Below are 18,205 nucleotides of genomic sequence, written 5' to 3' on the forward strand. Positions count from 1 at the left end.
GCCGACCAAAGCGCACGTCCCGTCGGGAACCCCCACCCCCGGCAGCCACTACGCCGGCGGCGGCCCACCCCACGAATCAGCCCGGCCCCGACCCCCGCAACCAAAAGCCCAACACCCGCCGTGAACACCCCACCCAGCCCAACCCACCCACCCAACCCCACCCACCCCACCCACCCCACCCCCCCCGACCGGGTGCGCGACCAAAACGCAGCCGACCCCGGCCGTCGAAACGGTCGGGGTCGGCTGTGTTTGGTGGGCCGCGCCTCCCGATCGCGAAGCAGGCGCGGCCGTTCGGGGTGCCGCCAGAGCCCGGAGAGCACCGAGCGGCGGAGCGCAGGGCTACAGCAGGTCCACCTCCGGGAACGCCTCGCCGCCCGACAGCAGCGCGTATCCCGGGCCGCGGTCGAAGAACGGCTCGACCTCGGGGCGCTCCGCGCGAACGGAGGCGCGCAGCGCGGTGGTTGCCGCCTCGTCCACGGCCAGGTCGTCGCCCTCGCCGGTGAGCACGACGCCGTAGTCGTCGGCCGCGGCGGCGCGGGAGACCTTGCCCCAGCGCACGTCGCGCAGCACCGACTCGGTCTTGCGGTCCAGCGGGTCGCCCCAGCCGCCACCGCCGGTGGTGCGGATCCGGATCACCTCGCCGGCCTTGACCGGTTCGTCGTCGACCAGGCCGTCCATCTCGCGCTCGTTGGGGCCGCCCGGGTCGATCACCACCTGGAAGGAGCGGCCGGCCTTGCCGCCCTTGACTCCCCAGCAGGACAGGATCGAGCGGTCCGCGATGGACATGAAGGACGCGTCGAGCAACATCCGGATGTGCTTCTCGTAGCCCAGGCCGCCGCGGAACTGCCCGGGGCCGCCCGAGTCGGCGGCCAGACCGAGCCGCTCGACCAGGAACGGGAAGCGGGATTCGGTGAATTCGGTGGGCAGGTTGCGCGAGTCGGGCACCACGTGGATGGTGTCCTCGCCGTCCGCGTAGTAGCGCCCGCCGGAACCGCCGCCGAGCACCTCGCGCATCAGGTACGAGCGGCCGTCCGCGTCGTGTCCGTACACACCGGTGTAGCGGATCGTCTCCTGGTCGGCGGGCATCTTGCCGTCGACGGCCTTGGCCAGCACGCCGGCCAGCACGCCGAGCAGGCGCAGGATGACGAAGGTACGGGCGTTGGTCGGCGCCGGGAAGATCGGCGTGAGCAGCGTGCCCTTCTCCGGGAACTTCATCTCGATCAGCGGCACCACGCCCTCGTTGACGTCGAGTTCGGCCATCCGCTCGGGGGTGTCCGCGAGGTTGCGCAGGATCGGTGCGAGCCACTTCTTGAGGAAGTTGCCGTCGGCGTAGTCGCCGCAGTGGTTGATCGGGCCCTTGGCCTGGCGGGACGTACCGGTGAAGTCGATGACGATCTTCTCGGGCGTCTTGGTCAGGGTGATCCGCTGCGTGTGCAGCATCGGCTCGTCCACGCCGTCGTGTTCGGCGTAGTCCTCCCACACGTACTCGCCGTCCGGGATCTTGGAGAGGATCTCGCGCCGGTAGGTCTCGGTGGTCTTGTCCAGGATCGCGTCGAAGCACGCCTCGACGGTCTCCCGGCCGTAGCGCTCGAAGAGTTCGCCCAGTCGGCGCGAACCCATCAGGCACGCCGAGCACTCGGCGTCCAGGTCGGCCGCGAGCGAGTCGGGCATCCGCGAGTTGCGGGTCATGATGCGCAGCGCGGCCTGGTTCGGCACGCCCTGGTCCCACAACTTGATCGGCGGGACCATCAGGCCCTCTTCGTACACGCTGGTCGCGCCCGAGGGCATCGACCCGGGGCAACAACCGCCGATGTCGTCGTGGTGGCCGAACGCCTGGACGAAGGCGACCACTTGCCCGTCGGCGAAGACCGGGACGGTGACGCACAGGTCGGGCAGGTGGCCGATGCCGCCCTCGGACTCGTAGACGTCGTTGTGGAAGAACACGTCGCCCGGACGCATCGTCTCCAGCGGGAAGTCCCGAGCCACCGGGTGCACCAGCGCCGAGTACGAACGGCCGGTCAGCTTGCGCAACTTGCGGTCGTGGATACCGGCCCGGAAGTCGTGTGCGTCGCGGATCATCGGCGAGCGCGAGGTGCGGCCGATCGCGGTCTCGACCTCCATCTCGACGGAGGCGAGGGTGCCCTCGACGATCTCCAGGAGCACGGGGTCCACACCGTGCAGCGCGTCCTGCGCGGTGGTGGCGGTGGCGCTCATGCTCAGGCTCCCTTCGAGGCGGTGTTGGTGGTGTCGCGGGTGACGACGACGTTGCCGTAGGCGTCCACGCGGGCGTCGAAGCCGGGGTGGATCGGGATCGTGGAGCCGAACTCCTCGATGATGGCCGGGCCGCTCACCAGGTCGCCCGGGGCCAGTTCGGCCCGCGCGTACACGGCGGTGTCCACGTACCCGTCACGGTCGACGAAGCACACCGGGCGGGTGCCGGTCCGGGCCCGCTCGACGCCGCCGTCGCGCCCGGGCAGTTCGCGCAGTTCGGGGCGGCGGATCGGGCCGACGCCGGTGACCCGCAGGTTCACCCACTCCACGGGCTGGCTCGCGTCGCCGCGGAAGTTGTAGCCGTACAACTGCTCGTGCGCGGCGTGGAAGCCCTCGGCGACCGCGTCGGCGAGTGCCGCGTCGAACGGCCCGTCCGGCACCGGCACCCGCACCTCGAACGCCTGGCCGAAGTAGCGCAGGTCGGCGGTGCGCACGTAGCGGTGGTCCTCGGCCGCGAAGCCCTCCTTGTCCAGGGCCTCGCCCGCCTTGCCCGCCAGTTCGGCGTAGATGCCCGCCACCTTGGGGTGGTCGAGATCCGGGTGGCCGCCGACGGCGGTCTGCACGTAGTCGCACCGCACGTCGACGGTGAGCAGGCCGAACGCCGAGACGTTGCCGGGGTCGCGCGGCACGATGACGCCGGCCAGGCCGAGGATGTCGATCAGCCGGCACAGCAGCAGCGAGCCGGAGCCGCCGAAGGTGGCCATGGTGAAGTCGCGCACGTCCAGGCCACGCTTGACGGTGATCTGGCGCAGCGCGTTGGCCTGGTTCCAGGCGGAGATCTCCAGGATGCCGGTGGCGCACTGTTCGACGCCGATGCCCAGTTCGGCGGCGAACTTGGTCAGGCCCTCGCGGGCGGCGTCCACGTCGAGCGGGATCTCGCCGCCGAGCAGGTGCGGGGGGATCCGGCCGAGCAGCACGTGTGCGTCGGTGATGGTCGGCTCGGTGCCGCCCTTGCCGTAGCACAGCGGGCCCGGGTCGGCGCCGGCCGAGCGGGGGCCGACCTTGAGCGTGCCCTCGGGCGAGATCCAGGCGATCGAGCCGCCGCCGGCGCCGACGGTGACCACGTCGATCATCGGGATCTTGGAGGGGTAGCGGCCGATCGAGCCCTCGGTGGTCAGCGTCGGTTCGCCGCCCAGCACCACCGACACGTCGGTCGAGGTGCCGCCGCCGTCGCAGGTCAGCACCTTGTCGAAGCCGGCCTTCTCGGCGATCAGCGCGGCGCCCAGGGCGCCGGCGGCCGGGCCGGACAGCACGGTGGTGATCGGCTGGTGCACGACCTCCTCGGCGGAGAGCACACCGCCGTTGGACTTCATGATCGCGAACGGCACGCGGCGCGCGGAGTCGGTGCCGCCGGCCTCGGTGGTGAACTCGTCCAGACGCCGGCGAATGCCGCTGACGTAGCGGGCCACCCTCGGCTTGACCGCCGCGTCCACCAGCGTGGTCATCGAACGCTCGTACTCGCGGTACTCCCGCAGCACCTCGGAGCTGATCGAGACCACCGCGTCGGGGTGCTCCTCGCGCAGAATCTCGCGCATCCGCAGCTCGTGCGCGGGGTTGGCGTAGGAGTGCAGGAAGCACACCCCGATGGTCGCGATGCCCTGCTCGCGCAGTCGACGGGCGGCGGTACGGGCGCCTTCCTCGTCGAACGGGCGGACCTCGTTGCCCTTGTAGTCGAACCGGCCGCCCACGGTGTGCACCAGGTCCACGGGCACGATCCGGTCGGGCTTGACCCAGAAGTAGGAGTTGCCGTAGCCGTCGGGGACGGCCTGGCGGGCGATCTCCAGGATGTACTCGTAGCCCTCGGTGGTGATGAACCCGAGGCGGTCGATCTTGTCTTCCAGGAGCTGGTTGGTGGCCACCGTGGTGCCGTGCGCGACGGCGGTGACGTCGGCTCCGGTGCAGCCGAGCAGGCCCAGCACCTTGTCGATACCGTTCATGAAGCCGTCCGCCGGGTCGGCGGGCGTGGACGGCGTCTTGGTGGTGACGAGCTCGCCGGACTCCTCGTCCAGGGCGACCACGTCGGTGAAGGTTCCGCCGGTGTCGATACCGATCCGGATCCGTCGGCGGGGTCCCGCCGTTGCGGCAGGCGTCATCAGCGCGCTCCAATCGGAGGGGGCAGGGGAATCGCATTCGCGGAGGGCTGGTCGCCCGGCTGCTGTCAGCGATTCAACTTCGCCGCCCCCCACCTCGGAATCGGCAACTTCTGCCAAGGGACTCGGCAACACTTGGTTATTCCCGTGAGCAGCGGCCGGGCATGAGGTCTGGACCAATCCGCCGAAAGCCCCGCTCAGGCCGCTCGTCGATCGACCGAACTCGCCGGTAAGGAACGGAAGTTGCCGAAAAATCGACAGGGCTCGGATAGGGTCGGCAAACGCGGTGGTCGCAGCGGGTGACCCCACGACACACCGACCCGACACCGACGAGGAGCACCATGGCCGAGCGCGAGCAGGACGAATGGGGCTTCTCCACACCGCCGGCCGGCGAGTCGCCCGAGGACTGGGCGCCGACCGGCATCGACATCACGGTGCCCAGCATCGCCCGGGTCTACGACGCGATCCTGGGCGGCAAGAACAACTTCGCGGTGGACCGGGCGATCGCCGACGAGGCGCTCAAGGATCTGACCAACGAGGGCGCCTGGGCCAACCGGCACATCCTGGCCCGCGGCGTGCGCTACATGGCGGCCGAGGGCATCGACCAGTTCGTCGACCTGGGATCCGGGCTGCCGACCGTGCAGAACACCCACGAGGTCGCCCAGGAGGTGAATCCGAACGCCGCGGTCGTCTACGTGGACAACGACCCGATCGTGCTCGCGCACGGTCGCGCGCTGCTCGCCGAGAACCACCGCACCCGGGTGGTCACCGCCGACCTGCGCGATCCGGCGGCCGTGCTCGCCCTGCCGGAGCTGCGCGAACTGGTGGACCTGAGCCGACCCGTGGGCCTGCTCCTGGTGGCTGTCCTGCACCACCTCGCCGACCACGAGGACCCGGCCGGCGTGGTCCGCGCCTACCGCGACGCACTGCCCCCGGGCAGCTACATATTCATCACGCACTTCTGCGACTCCACGCCGGAGGGCCGCGCGCTGGAGAAGATCTTCCTGACCCAACTGGGCAGCGGACGTTTTCGCGCCCTGGAGGAGATCGAGGGCTACTTCGCGGGCCTGGAACTGGTCGAACCCGGCGTGGTTCTGCTCCCCCTGTGGCGTCCGGACGAGCCGGTCGTCGAACCGCTCACTCCCGAGGGCCACCTGTCGGTGGGCGGCATCGGCCGACTGCCCCGATGACCTCGCCGATCAGCCTCCCCGCCCCGGACGCGGTCCGGGGTCGGGCCCGCGGTCGTCCGGGTCGGCGCCTCGGTCGTCGGCCGTGTGCGTTCGACCGGGAGCGTGGCTGGGGTGTGCCCCGTGCGGCACACGCGCCGCACCCGGAGCGTCCAGGCGCAACCACCGCAGGTAACCGAACAGACCCACCACGCACAGCGTGAGCACGGTCATGCCGATCGCCACCAGGTCGACCACCGCGGACGCGGTCAGGACCGCCGCGACCAGCATGGCCATCGCGGCACCGGACAACGTCAAAGCCGACCACTTCGCCGCCCGCGTACGGTCCAGTGCCCGCACCGGCACATGCAGAGGCACCCGCAGTCGCCGTAGCGGGTGCACACGGACACGCACGCGTCGTCGGCGCGGAGCCGAGCCGGATTTCGGGTCTATTTTCGGGTCTATCGGGTCCTCGAACACGTGCCACAGCGCGACGAACTGCTCGTCCTGGAGCAGCGACTTCTCCAGCCGAGCGAGCACCCGGCGTTCCCGGCCCGAAAGCGAAGGTCCGTCCACCACGTCCACCTCCCATCCGGGACCGCGGCACGGCCGAGAGGCGGGGTGCGCCGGGCGGTATCCGCCGAGGCGAACCGTTCGCCGGCGGAGCCGACCGGCGGCCCGGTCTTGGGTTCGGATCACTGTCTGGGTTCGGATCACCGACCAGGTGCTACAAGCGGCGCAGTCCGACCACGCCGCGCAGCGCGAGAATCAGCGCCATCAGGCACGCCACGCCGCCCACGATCACGTTGCTCGTGATGGTGCGGGTGGTGTCGACGGCACCGTTGACGGCCCACGGGGCCACGATCGTCCAGACACCGATGCAGAACGCGGCCCAACTCATCGCATGCGTGCGCCCGAAGGCGGAGCCCAAGCCGCCCATCAGAAACGCGAGCGCCACGCCGGTGATCAGGTTGACCGTCGTCAGAGTCGTGAACCCGTTGAACCCGACGATCCACGGGGATGCCGCCAGGTAGACGCCGCACAGCATGCCCAGAGCCTCGGCCGCCTGTGCCACCGGGCCGGTCGTGGCCCGTTCGGAGTGGGCTCGAAGGGTGACTATGTCCGGATGCTGCTCAATCGGTGACGCTGTCGACGAGGACACGTCCACCACCCTCTTTCCGAGGAATCGCGGTCCCCCGGTTGATAGCCCACGCACCTGCGGCTAATCCGCCTAAACCTGAATATTTACCGCATATTTTCCTCACCGAGTTGACTCGACGCCTACATATCTAGAAACTTGGATGCAACCCCGCTTCGGAAGGTACTCCGTGGACCCGCTGGCCATTCACAAGGCGCTCGCCAACCCGGCACGGCTCCGGTTCATGCAGTGGCTGAAGGAGCCCGCGAAGTACTTCGACGAGAACTCCTACCGACAGCAGGGCCTGGGCTTCCACATCGGCGTGTGCGTCGGCGACATCCAGGCCCGGGCCGGGCTGGCCCAGTCGGTGGTGTCCGGCTACCTCCAGACACTCAAGGACGCCGGCCTGCTCGACTCGGAGCGCATCGGCAAGTGGACCTACTACCGCCGCAACGAACGGGCGATCGCCGACTTCGCGGAGTACGTCCGCACCGACCTCTGACCGGATCGAACCGGGAGCGCGGCACCCCCCGTCCCGCACCACCACGATCCCCGCCGACGCCGCACGCGGCCGGCGGGGGCGGGCATCGCCATGCCCCGAGTCATGGCCTAACCCATCTACATATCTCGATATGTATCGAGAACGAAAGGCCGGATGCCCCGATGAGAAACACCTCCCTGATGATCCTGACCCTCGCCCTGGGCGTGTTCGGGATCATCACCACCGAGATGGGCATCGTCGGCGTACTGCCGCAGGTGGCGGACGAACTCGACGTCAGCGCGTCCACCGCCGGGCTGCTCGTCGGCGTCTTCGCCCTGGTGATCGCGGTGTCCGGGCCGTTCATGACGCTGCTCGCCTCGGGCATCGACCGCAAGAGCGTGCTCGCGACCGCGATCGCCGTGTTCGCCGTGTCCAACGCGGTGTACGCGCTGACCACCCGGTTCGACGTGATGCTCGCCTTCCGGATCATCCCCGCCGTCTTCCACCCGGTGTTCTTCTCGGTCGCGCTGGCGACCGCAGCCGGGCTGGTGCCCGCCCGGGACGCGACCCGGGCCACCACGCGCGTGTTCGGCGGCGTCACCGCGGGCTTCGCCTTCGGCGTGCCGCTGACCTCCTATCTGGCCGAACACCTCTCCCTCCAGGCCGCGTTCTGGTTCGCCGCCGTGGTCAACCTGATCGCGTTCGTGGGCATCCTGCGCTTCCTCCCGGCGATGCCGGTGGAGCGGCGACACTCCTACGGCGCCCAGGTGGGCGTGCTGCGCGGCGGCCGGATCTGGCTGACCATCCTGTCCGTGGTGCTGGTCTTCGCGGCCATGTTCTCGGTCTACGGCTACTTCGCCGAATACCTGGGCGAGGTCACCGACCTGGACGGGTCCTGGGTCGGCGCGCTGCTGATGGCGTTCGGCGTCGTGATGATCCTGGGCAACTTCGCGTTCGGCGCCCTGTTGCGGCGCGACCCGATTCGCACGGTGCTGCTGTTTCCCGCCCTGTGCCTGGCCGTCTACCTGCTGCTCTACGCGGTCGGCCCGTACGCCGCGGCCATGATCGTCGCGGTCCCCCTCTGGGGCGCGGTGCACTCCGGCGGGCTGATCGTCAGCCAGAGTTGGCTGGGACGCGACGCCCGGGACTTCCCCGAGTTCGGCAACAGCCTGTTCATCTCCTTCTCCAACCTGGGCATCACCGCGGGCACCACGGTCGGCGGTTGGGTGCTGAGCGCCGCCGGCGCACACCGACTGGCCTGGGTCGGCGCCGCCTTCGCCGTGGCCGCACTCGCCACGATGCTGCTACGCCTCCGCCTGGACCGCGTCGACCGGCACCGGCAAGGAGCGTCGACGCCCGCCCCCACCCGGCTGCCGACACCGGACACCCTCACCCCGGCCGAACCGGCGTAGGTCCGATCCGGCGGACCCCGGCGAGCCGGGTCGCACGGGTGGGGCGGGAGCTCAGGACGACGAATCGGCGAGCGTGCCGATCAGCGCGCGATACGCGTCCTTCATCGGCAGTTCCCGCTCCACCCGCACCCGCCGCCGGACGGCCGAGACCTCGACCTCGCGGACCGGGTCGTAGCCGACACGTTCGAAGGTCTCCCACCACACGCCGACTCCGCGCCGCTGCCATGTGGGCAGTTCGTCGAAGTTCACGCCGTGCGCGAAGAGCAGCTCGTGTTTGTCCGCCTTCGAACTCCGCGCCAACGCCTGCGTGGCCGCCCGGGCGGACTTCCCCTCCTTGCGCAGCGTCCAGTAGCACCAGCCGTTGAGCGCACACCGCGCGGCATCGGCCTGCCGCCAGGAGAAGTAGTCGACCACGTCACCGACGCCCGCCCCCATCCAGATCCGGCTGTCGAAGTGAGCGGGGATCCCCGCGCGGTGGGTGAACGTCGCGGACGCGATCCCGGCGGTCACCGAGACCAGCTTCTCCACCTCCCGACCGAACATGTCGAACGAGGGGTCCAACAGGATCGATATCTCGTCGCTCTCGGTGTAGGCGTAGCGGGCGTCGAGTTCGGTGAACAACGTCTGTGCGGTCTCGGCCATGAGCGCGCCGAATCGCTCGTCGAAGGGCTTGTCGAAGTGCTCCTCGGTGAAGCGGGAGAACGACCGGCCGTCCACCCGGATCACCGTCCACGCGCCGGGCAGCAGGACCAACGAGTGGAACCACTCCCGCGAACGTTGCGCCGCCTCGAATCGATCGGCATCCATCGCCCCGTCACCCCTCGCTCGCCGTCTCGACCACGAACCCGCCCGCACCGTCGAACCGCACGACGTACAGGGCGTCGAACCCCTCGTCCGTCCCCGGCGCCCGCAGCCGCCTCAGCGTGTCACGAACACCCACGTCGGGCACTCGGGTTTTCCCCTCCCGCTCGGCGTTGCGCGCGAAGGATCCGGCCGGATCCGGCGGAAACCAATAGCCGACCACATCCGCGCCCCACACCCGGGCGAGTTCGATGATCGGCCGTCGATCCTCCGGCGCGGGATTGGTGTTGTCGACGGCCACGTCACGACCGGCCGCCAACGCCTGCTCGATCAGTCGCTGCTGCCGACGCTGTCGGTTCCGGGCCCGCGGGAAGTCGTCCTTGCTCACGTGCACGTGTGTCGCGGCCAGGACGGTTCGGTGGAAGGTGGATTTACCCGATGCCTGGAGCCCCATCAAAATCGCGACCTGCATGTCGGTTCCGCCCCCCGCTCTCGCCCACGCGCCGGTGGCTCTCTCGATCGATCGATCACCGGAATCCTGTCGGGTGGGCGCGCGGATCGGTGCCGCGGAGGGTGTGCGGCCCTGATCGGGTTGGGTCGTTCGGGGGTTTGGTGATCGGGGCTGTGCACACTGTGAGCATGGAAAAGCTCTCCTTGGATGCCCAGGTCCGCGAACTGCTCAAGCTCGCCGCCGCCTCGTCGACCGGACGCAGCGCCCATACGGTGTACGGCGGCCACGAACACACGTTGCGGCAGACGCTGATCGTGCTGACCGCGGGCACCGTGTTGGCCGAGCACGAGAATCCCGGCGAGGCGACGTTGATGGTGTTGCGCGGGCGGGTCGTGTTGATCGGTGACGATGCGTCGTGGGAGGGGCGGTCCGGCGATTTTCTGGTCGCCCCGAAGACGCGGCACAGCCTGGAGGCGCTGGAGGATTCGGCGGTGCTGCTCACCGTGGCCAAGCGCGGCTGACCGCATCGGTCGTCGGTCGCTGCTCGACATTCGGCCCGGGCGGGAGAGCGTGCCGCCCGGGCCGGGCCGGTTCATATGTACTGGTGAACCTACTGCATCACGGCGTGGGAGCGGCGTCCCGAGCACAGCGGAATCCGGTGTTGCCACTGGAGCCGTCCGGGGTGTTGGCCGTGCGTGCCGCCACCCGGTAGCGGTTGCAGTACGAGTCGTGGCACAGGTAGGACCCGCCGCGCAGCACCTTGTCCCGGCCCGTGGCGGGCCCGGTCGGGTTCACCGCTGGGTGCGCGCCGCCGTGGTCGACCGACCACCAGTTCGCGCACCACTCCCACACGTTGCCGGACACGTTGTACAGCCCGAACCCGTTGGGCTCGAAGGCGCGCACGGGTGCGGTGCCGCGGTACCCGTCCGCGGCGGTGTGCTTGGTGGGGAAGCTGCCGCGCCGGATGTTGCGGCGGTACTCGCCGCCCGGCTCCAATTCGTCGCCCCACGGGTAGCGCCGCCGCGCCAAGCCGCCGCGCGCCGCGTATTCCCACCCGGTCTCGGTGGGCAGCCGCTTGCCCGCCCAGCGGGCGTAGGCGTCCGCGTCGTGCCGGCTCACGTGCACCACCGGGTGGTCGCCGCGCTCCTCGATCGAGCTGCCCGGCCCCTCCGGCAGCCGCCAACTCGCGCTCCGCGCACCCCGCACCACCACGGCGCCCGCTCGGGTCGAGGGGCGCCGCGCCGCAACGTGCCGGGCAGGAAGGCCGCGAACACGTACGACCAGCCCAGCCGTTCGGCCTCGGTGCGGTAGTCGGTCGCGGCGACGAACTCGGCGAACTCGGCGTTGCGCACCGCGCACACGTCGATCCGGAACGGGTCCACCCGCACCGGGCGCACCGGGCCCTCGCCGTCGGAGGGGAAGCCCTCGGCGTCCTCGGTGCCCATCGGGAACCCGCCGCCCGGCAGCAGCACCATCGCGTCGTCGGCGGCTGCGGCTGCCGGCGCCTCGCGGCGGGCCGCGGGCTGCGTGATCGAGAGCGCCGGGGAGAGCGCGGGCGAGGCGCCGCGTGCGGGCATGCAGCAGCTCTTGGGGGTGTCGGACGGGTCCATCGGCTGCTCCTCGTCGTCGGTCGCACTGCGCGAGCATTATGTTCCACGGCATATAAGCAGGCGTGGGCACGGTCGACTGCGGCGGTAGCCGCGCACAGCGGGCGCGGGCGGCCGCCGGCCGGCACGCCGGCATCATGGGCGGGCCCGAGCGGCTCCGACCCGAGGTAGGCATGCGCGTGATGAACCCGTTCGACGTCGAGACGCTACCGGTCGGCCCGTGGCGCAACGGCGGTGGCGACACCCGCGAGATCGGGTCGCAGTCGCCCCCGCACGCGGCCGAGGCGGACTTCGACTGGCGCGCGAGCATCGCGACGATCGCCGCCGACGGGCCGTTCTCCGCGTTCCCCGGCGTCGATCGCACGATCACCCTGCTGGCGGGCGACGGCGTACATCTGGTCGGCGACGACGGGCTCGACCACCGGCTGGACCGGCTCGGCGAACCCTTCGCCTTCTCCGGCGACACGGCGCTGCGGGCCACGCTGCTGGGCGGCGCCACCCGGGTGCTCAACATCATGACCCGGCGTGGGCGATGGGCCGCCCGGGTGCATCGGGTGCACGCGCCGGTGCGCCCGCCTGCCGGGCACGCGGGCGTGTGGTACGTGCTGTCCGCGCCGGCCGACGACGCGCCCGGGGCGGGGCCGCGGGCCGGGCAGGGCGTGTGGTGGGCGAGCGGCGCCGCCGAGGCGACGGCGCCGCTCGCGACCGGTGCGGTCGCGCTGTGGGCGGACCTTCGTCCGCCGGGGTAGGGGTGCGGGTGGGGCGTCGGCCGTCAGGGCATCGTGCGCAGGTGCGCCGAGATGCTGTTGGCCAGGGCGTAGCCGGCGGTCGCGTCCCAGTTGACCGACCACGTCATCGCGCCGCGGATGCCGGGCGCGGTGGTGGTGGGCCGGAAGCTCCCGCAGTTGGTACCCGCGGCCAGGCAGTCCAGGGCGTTGTTCACCACGCCGGGTGAGACGTAGCCGCTGCCGGCCGCGCGCCCGGTGGCCGGCACGCCGAGTGCGACCTGATCGGGACGCAGGCCGCCCTGGAGCTGGATGCACGCCTGGGCGGTCAGGAAGTCCACGCCGCCCTGGGCGTAGAGCTTCTGGTCGCAGCCGAACATGGTTCCGGAGTTGTAGTACTGCATGTGCACGATGGTCAGGATGTCCTTGATGCCCAGGGCGAGTTGGAAGTACGCGGCCTGGTTGGACTGCATGTCCAGGGTCTGCGGGGCCATCGTGATGATCAGGCTCGTGCCGATCTGCGCCCGGATGGCGCGCAGCGCGGTGGCCATGTAGGTGGGGCTGACCCCGTTCTCCAGGTCGATGTCGACGCCGTCGAAGCCGTATTCGCGCAGCAGCGCGGTGGTGGTGCTCGCGAAGGTGGCGACCGACGCGCTGTCGCCGACCCAGACCGCGCCGAGTTCGCCGCCGACGGACAGGATCACCTTCTGGCCGCGGGCGTGCATCAGCGCGACGTCGGCCTTGAGGTCGGCGTTGGTGTAGCCGCCGAGCGCGGTGGACAGGCCCGGGTCGACGCCGAAGGTGACCGCGCCCCAGCGGGTGCGGTCGGCCTCGGCGAACGCCACCGCGACCAGGTTGTAGGACGTGGGGACGTCGCGCAGGCGCAGGTTCGAGGAGCCGTTGACGAAGTTGTGCCAGTAGCCGGTCATCACCCGCTTGGGCAGGCCGGTCGGGTCCTCGCCGCCGGGCCCGTCCGGGCCGGTGGTGGCGGTGACCGGGGCCGAACGCGCGGACGTGCCCGCGGTGTTGCTCGCGGCGACGGAGAAGGTGTAGCTCGTCTCGGGGGTCAGGCCCGGGATCTCGGCGGCGGGGGCGGCGACGGTGGCCACCTTGGTGTCGGCGCGGTAGACGTCGTATCCGGTCGCGCCGGGGACCGCGGACCAGGTGAGCGAGACGCTGCGGGCGGTGCTGCCGGCCACGGCCAGGCCGGTGGGTACGGCCGGGATCGTGGTGCTGCCGCCGGGGCCGACGAGCGACACGTCGTCCGCGAGGTAGGCGGGTTGTCCGTACCAGCCGTTGAGGAAGAGCGTGACGCTGGTGGTGCGTGGGCCGGTGCGGAACGTGGTGGTGAGTTTTTGCCACGTGGAGGCGGCGGAGGTCCAGGTGGAGACGTCCGTGGTGCCGGTGCCGGTGGCGCCGAGGTAGATGTACGAGCCCTGGACCCAGGCGGATTCGGTGTAGTCGGAGTCGGGTTGCACGGCCACGGTCTGGCTGCATCGGGCGTTGTCGCCGCCCGCCGGAGTGGCCTTGAGGGCGCCGGTGCCGGTGTGCACCGACGTGCTCGTGGCGCTGCCGGAGCCGCCGGAGCAGGTCCAGCCGGACAGGCCGGACTCGAAGCCGCCGTTGACCACCAGTTCGGCGGCGGCGGGTGCGGGCGCGGCGAGCGCGATCAAGCCGGTGGTGGCCATCGCGCATGCGGTGAGCAGGCCGGTCAGGAAGCGGCGCGGGGTGCGGGTGCGCCGGCGGCGGGCGGGGGGCCGGTCCGCGCGGGTGGTTGGGGGACGTGTCGGTGCCATCGTGGGGTGTTCCTCCCGTACCGGCCCGGGCGGTTGCCTGCGGGCGTGGGCGTTGCGTGCAAGGGAGGGTGGACCCGGGTCGGCACCGCACTGCCTGATGGGACGTCAGGCTGCCTCGGCGCAGGGCATGCGCAGGCCGTCCGGGCGCACCCGGGGTGCCGGGATGCCTGTGTGCCAGACGAGTTGACCGCCGGGGCGAGTGAACTGTCAATAGGTCTGGACCAATTGCCTCCCGGCACGGCTCCCGGGCGAACGCCCGCACGGCGAACCGGCGGTCCCCGCAGGAAGAGCGGCGCGGCCCCGGTCGGTCAGGCGCCGGGGACCGGCTGGGGCGGTTGCGGGCCGGTGTAGCGGGCACTCGGGCGGATGATCTTGGTGTCCTCGGCCTGTTCCAGGATGTTCGCGCACCACCCGATCACCCGGCTCACGGCGAATGTCGGGGTGAACATGCTGCGCGGAATCCCGCACAGTTGCATCACCACGCCCGCGTAGAACTCCACGTTGACGTGCAACTCGCGCCCCGGCTTCAACTCGGCCAGGATCCCGGTCACCCGACGGTGCACCGCGGCGGCGAACTCGACCAGCTCGACCCCCTGCGCGTCGGCCTGTTCGGCGAGTTCGGCCGCGATCGCGGCCAGCATCACCGCGCGCGGGTCCTCGGTGCGGTAGACCGCGTGGCCGAAGCCCATGATCCGCTCGCCCGCGCCGATCCGGGCCCGCACCCACGCGTCGATCCGCTCCGGCGAGCCGATCTCGTCCAGCGCCTCCAGGGCCCGATCCGGCGCACCGCCGTGCAGCGGGCCGGAGAACGCGCCGATCGCGCCGGCCACCGCCGAGACCAGGTCCGCTCCCGAGGAAGCGATCACTCGCGCGGTGAACGTGGAGGCGTTGAAGCCGTGGTCGACGGTCGCGATCAGGTAGCGCTCGATCGCGGCCACCTGGACGGGCTCCGGCTCCCTTCCGGTCACCAGGTGGAGCCAGTTGGCCGCCGTGCACAGGTCGGCGCGCGGCTCCAGCGGCTCGGCGCCGGCGCGGATGCGGTGCAGCGCCGCCAGGATGGTCGGCGTCACCGCGCCGATCAGCATCGCGTCCGCAGCGCGCCGCGGCGGCGCGGACTCCCACAGCGGCGGCAGGTTGCGCGCGGCGCCGACCAGCGACAGCGCGGTCCGCAGCCCCGCGAGCGGGTCGAACCGGTCGCCGGCCAGCGCGATCGAGCGCAACACCGGCCGCAACTCCTCGGGCAACACCCGCAGTCGGGCGATCTCCGCGGCGAACGGAGCCTGCTCCTCGGCCGTGGGCAACCGGCCGTGCACGAACAGGAACCACACGTCCTCGAAGCTGCGGGTGCCCGCCAGCTCGATCGCCGAGTACTGCCGGTAGTGGTAGAAACCCTCGGCACCTCGGACGTCGCCCAGTTCGGTGTCGGTGACCACCACCCCCTTCAGGCCCCGGGGTACGTCGATTCGCTCGTTGCCGACGACTGCCATGACATGCCTCCATCCTCGGCGGAGCCGCACGACCCGCCACCACGAATGTCGATCACGGCATCAACTATCGTCAATGTTGACTACATCAATATGAGCCGGAGGTTCGAACGAAATGGCTGGTCGGCGCAAGGTTTCGGGCGGTGGCAGTGAGCAGGATTACCCGCAGGACTACCTGACCACCGCCCAGGCCGCGCAGCGGTTGGGGGTCAAACCCGAGACGATCTACGCCTACGTCAGTCGCGGTCTGTTGACCAGCGTGCGCGAGTCCCGGCAACGCGGCAGCCGGTTCGCCACCGCCGAGGTGGAGGCACTGGCGGAGCGCAGCGGCGGGCGGCGCGACCCCAACGGGTCGATCGAACGCATCCACACCCGACTGACCCTGCTCGCCGACGACCACCTGTACTACCGCGGCCGGGATGTGCGCGAACTGGCCGACCATCCCGTCGAATCGGTGGCGCACTGGTTGTGGCGGGCCGAACTCGCGGACGTGCCCCCGTTCGAGGTCGCCGCCGCACGGGCCGAGGCGGTCCGTCGTACGGTCGCCCTGCTGCCGGACAGCGCCCGGCTGATCGACCGGATCCGGATGATCGTGGCCGCCACCGGCACGACCGATCCGCTGCGCTACGACCTGTCCGAACCGGCGGTCGTGCGCGGCGGCGAGACGCTCTTGGCGGTGATCGCCGACGCGCTGCCGGCGTGTGCGGGCGCCCGACCGCCGACCGGAGCCGCGCTCGCCGAGCGGCTGTGGCCGAAACTCACCGCTCGGCCGGCCACACCGGAGCACCTGTATCTGCTGAACGCCGCGCTGGTGTTGCTGGCCGACCACGACCTGGCGGTGTCGACGTTGGCCGCGCGGGTGGCGGCGAGCGCGCGGGCGGACGTGTACGCCGTGGTGTCCGCCGGGCTGGGTGTGGTCGACGGCCGCCACCACGGCGCGGCGATCGGGCTGACCCACCGCTTCCTGCGCGACGCGCTGGATCCGGCGGGCGGGCCCACGATGGCGGTCGCCGACCGGCTCCGGGCCGGCGAGCATCTGCCCGGCCTGGGCCACGTGCTCTACGTGGACCGCGATCCGCGGGCCGAACTGCTGTTGGGCCTGCTGCGCGAACCGGCCGCGCGGGACGACCGGGTCGCCCGGGTGCTGTCGGCCGTCGATGCGCTGACCGGGGAAACGGCGGCCCGCGAGGACCTGTTCGCCAACGTCGACCTGGCGCTCGCGGCGGTGACGCACGCGATGGACATGCGGCCGGACGCCGGCGAGGCGATCTTCGCGATGGCCCGCACGATCGGCTGGCTGGCCCACGCCCTGGAGGAATACGCCCAACCCGGCCTCCGCTACCGAGCCGTCGGCGTCTACACCGGCCCCCGACCCAACGCGAACTGACCCCGCAACCATGCCGAATCCCACGCGACCCGATCCGGGCGCACCGACCTGCGGGCGAGCGACATCCGGCCCCCCGGCAGGGCCGAACGGATGGCCCGGACACACACGACGACACGTCCACAGGCAGGCGTTGGTCGGGGTGGGCCTGGAACCGCGCCCACCGCGAGGCGACTTGCCCGTCGGCACGCGCCGCCTCGACCCGCACGGATACACGAAACCGCGCCGAGCGCGGGGCCCTTCAGCCGATCGACCCCGGGCGCAGCCCGGCCCGGGGGCCCGGCGCGGCACCGGGCGATACTCGGCCGACGCGCCACCTCGACCCGCACAGCTGCACGGCGACCAACGAAACCGCGCCGAGCGCGGGGCCCTTCAGCCGGTCGGCCCCGGGCGCAGCCCGGCCCGGGGGCCCGGCGCGGCACCAGGCGATACTCGGCCGACGCTTCACCTCGACCCGCACGGGTGCACGGCGATCACCCCGCCGCGCCGAGGGCCGCCTCAGCCGAACTGCCCCGGGGCGCGACCCGGTCCGGGTGGGCCGGCGTAGGACTGGGTGATATTCAGCCACCTCGTCGCCTCGGCGCCGTGCGCCCGGACGGCGAGGTCGTCCGGGTGTCGGCGGCGGGTGACCAGGAGGCAGAAGTCGAGCAACGGCCCGGTCACCCGCTCGGCGGCGTCCTCGGGGCCGTACGTCCAGGCGCCGCCGAGTTCGGGCCCGCCGGTCAGTTCGATCCGGAACTCCCGCTCGGGTGGGCGAAGTCCGTGTACGGAATAGGCGTAGTCCCGGGCCCGGACACCGATCCGGGCCACGTGGCGCAGCCGGGCGGTGGGCCGGGGGTGTACACCGAGCGCGTCGGCGACGTCCTGTCCGTGCGCCCACGTCTCCATGATCCGGGCGCCGGCCATCGACGCGGCGCTCATCGGCGGGCCGTACCAGGGCAACCGCCCGCCCGACGGTACCGCCGCCAGCACCTTCGCCACGGTGTCCCGACCGGCGCGCCAGCCGGCCAGAATCCGGTCCGGCGGCGCCGCCGCGCCCTGTTCGGCGCCTCGGTCCACGAAGCCGTCCGGATCGGCCGAGGCATCCGCGACGCCGGCGGCGAAGCCGACCGGATCGGTCGCCGCGAGCCGGACCCGGTCGTCGGTCCAGGCCAGGTGGGCAATCTGATGGGCAATGGTCCACCCCGGCGCGGGCGTCGCCATGGCCCACTCCTCCGCCGCCAACCCGCCGACGAGCCGATCCAGCGCGGCCCCCTCCGCCTCCAGGTCACCCACAACAGCCACAAGATCCACCATCACCCGGCTCCTCCCACACCACCGCCCCCACCCAACCCTGCCGGCCCCCCACCGGGCAACGGCACGCCGAGCCGAAACCACCAAACCCCACACACGGCCCCGA

General features: G+C 71.5%; 15 protein-coding genes and 1 pseudogene. 6 read left to right on the plus strand and 10 right to left on the minus strand.

Annotated elements, in window-relative coordinates; all coding sequences use genetic code 11:
• Positions 1 to 339: 339 nt before the first annotated feature.
• Together ABZ374_RS09955 and ABZ374_RS09960 are read right to left on the minus strand one after the other, a co-directional pair.
• Positions 340 to 2,214, minus strand: a complete 1,875-nt coding sequence (locus ABZ374_RS09955) for a hydantoinase B/oxoprolinase family protein (protein ID WP_360308914.1) — start codon at positions 2,212 to 2,214, stop codon at positions 340 to 342.
• A gap of 2 nt (positions 2,215 to 2,216) precedes the next feature.
• The gene (locus tag ABZ374_RS09960) at positions 2,217 to 4,364 is read right to left on the minus strand and encodes a hydantoinase/oxoprolinase family protein (RefSeq protein ID WP_360308917.1); all 2,148 of its coding nucleotides are present in this window, start codon (positions 4,362 to 4,364) and stop codon (positions 2,217 to 2,219) included.
• 338 nt (positions 4,365 to 4,702) lie between these two features.
• Here ABZ374_RS09960 and ABZ374_RS09965 point away from each other — a divergent pair, with 338 nt between their 5' ends.
• Positions 4,703 to 5,551 (plus strand): SAM-dependent methyltransferase, encoded by an 849-nt coding sequence (locus ABZ374_RS09965; RefSeq protein ID WP_360308920.1) that lies wholly within the window; start codon positions 4,703 to 4,705, stop codon positions 5,549 to 5,551.
• A 9-nt stretch (positions 5,552 to 5,560) separates the two neighbouring features.
• On the opposite strand, the gene ABZ374_RS09970 is transcribed toward ABZ374_RS09965, so the two are convergent.
• On the minus strand, positions 5,561 to 6,106 hold the full coding sequence (locus ABZ374_RS09970) for a hypothetical protein (protein WP_360308923.1): 546 nt from the start codon (positions 6,104 to 6,106) through the stop codon (positions 5,561 to 5,563).
• A 148-nt stretch (positions 6,107 to 6,254) separates the two neighbouring features.
• Positions 6,255 to 6,602 carry an SPW repeat protein gene (locus ABZ374_RS09975; RefSeq protein WP_360308926.1) on the minus strand — a complete coding sequence of 116 codons (348 nt, stop codon included), beginning with the start codon at positions 6,600 to 6,602 and terminating at the stop codon, positions 6,255 to 6,257.
• A gap of 253 nt (positions 6,603 to 6,855) precedes the next feature.
• Here ABZ374_RS09975 and ABZ374_RS09980 point away from each other — a divergent pair, with 253 nt between their 5' ends.
• Both ABZ374_RS09980 and ABZ374_RS09985 read left to right on the plus strand, forming a co-directional pair.
• A complete protein-coding gene (locus tag ABZ374_RS09980) occupies positions 6,856 to 7,167 on the plus strand; it encodes a helix-turn-helix transcriptional regulator (RefSeq protein ID WP_360308929.1) in 312 nt (103 codons plus the stop codon).
• 161 nt (positions 7,168 to 7,328) lie between these two features.
• Positions 7,329 to 8,558, plus strand: coding sequence for an MFS transporter (locus tag ABZ374_RS09985; protein ID WP_360308932.1), 1,230 nt, complete (start codon positions 7,329 to 7,331; stop codon positions 8,556 to 8,558).
• Between the two features lie 51 nt (positions 8,559 to 8,609).
• On the opposite strand, the gene ABZ374_RS09990 is transcribed toward ABZ374_RS09985, so the two are convergent.
• Positions 8,610 to 9,365: a tRNA(His) guanylyltransferase Thg1 family protein gene (locus ABZ374_RS09990; protein ID WP_360308935.1), complete on the minus strand. Its 756-nt coding sequence runs from the start codon at positions 9,363 to 9,365 to the stop codon at positions 8,610 to 8,612.
• A gap of 7 nt (positions 9,366 to 9,372) precedes the next feature.
• Complete coding sequence (locus tag ABZ374_RS09995) at positions 9,373 to 9,831, minus strand: AAA family ATPase (protein WP_360308938.1); 459 nt, start codon at positions 9,829 to 9,831, stop codon at positions 9,373 to 9,375.
• A 167-nt stretch (positions 9,832 to 9,998) separates the two neighbouring features.
• On the opposite strand from ABZ374_RS09995, the gene ABZ374_RS10000 reads away from it, so the two are divergent.
• Positions 9,999 to 10,331 carry a cupin domain-containing protein gene (locus ABZ374_RS10000; protein ID WP_360308941.1) on the plus strand — a complete coding sequence of 111 codons (333 nt, stop codon included), beginning with the start codon at positions 9,999 to 10,001 and terminating at the stop codon, positions 10,329 to 10,331.
• A gap of 97 nt (positions 10,332 to 10,428) precedes the next feature.
• Here ABZ374_RS10000 and ABZ374_RS10005 read toward each other — a convergent pair.
• Positions 10,429 to 11,285 (minus strand): annotated as a pseudogene (locus tag ABZ374_RS10005) (formylglycine-generating enzyme family protein).
• A 197-nt stretch (positions 11,286 to 11,482) separates the two neighbouring features.
• On the opposite strand from ABZ374_RS10005, the gene ABZ374_RS10010 reads away from it, so the two are divergent.
• Positions 11,483 to 12,166: a HutD family protein gene (locus ABZ374_RS10010; RefSeq protein WP_360308944.1), complete on the plus strand. Its 684-nt coding sequence runs from the start codon at positions 11,483 to 11,485 to the stop codon at positions 12,164 to 12,166.
• Positions 12,167 to 12,189: 23 nt separating this feature from the next.
• Here the strand turns inward: ABZ374_RS10010 and ABZ374_RS10015 are convergent, their stop codons facing one another.
• Positions 12,190 to 13,830: a glycoside hydrolase family 18 protein gene (locus ABZ374_RS10015; protein ID WP_360309248.1), complete on the minus strand. Its 1,641-nt coding sequence runs from the start codon at positions 13,828 to 13,830 to the stop codon at positions 12,190 to 12,192.
• Positions 13,831 to 14,246: 416 nt separating this feature from the next.
• Entirely contained in the window at positions 14,247 to 15,425 is a 1,179-nt protein-coding gene (locus ABZ374_RS10020) for a citrate/2-methylcitrate synthase (RefSeq protein ID WP_360308947.1), read from the minus strand.
• A 112-nt stretch (positions 15,426 to 15,537) separates the two neighbouring features.
• Here ABZ374_RS10020 and ABZ374_RS10025 point away from each other — a divergent pair, with 112 nt between their 5' ends.
• Positions 15,538 to 16,809 (plus strand): citrate synthase, encoded by a 1,272-nt coding sequence (locus ABZ374_RS10025; protein ID WP_360308950.1) that lies wholly within the window; start codon positions 15,538 to 15,540, stop codon positions 16,807 to 16,809.
• Positions 16,810 to 17,304: 495 nt separating this feature from the next.
• On the opposite strand, the gene ABZ374_RS10030 is transcribed toward ABZ374_RS10025, so the two are convergent.
• Positions 17,305 to 18,102, minus strand: a complete 798-nt coding sequence (locus tag ABZ374_RS10030; RefSeq protein ID WP_360308953.1) for a TIGR03084 family metal-binding protein — start codon at positions 18,100 to 18,102, stop codon at positions 17,305 to 17,307.
• Positions 18,103 to 18,205: the final 103 nt, after the last annotated feature.

The sequence above is a fragment of the Embleya sp. NPDC005971 genome (assembly GCF_040629175.1).
Taxonomy (GTDB): domain Bacteria; phylum Actinomycetota; class Actinomycetes; order Streptomycetales; family Streptomycetaceae; genus Embleya.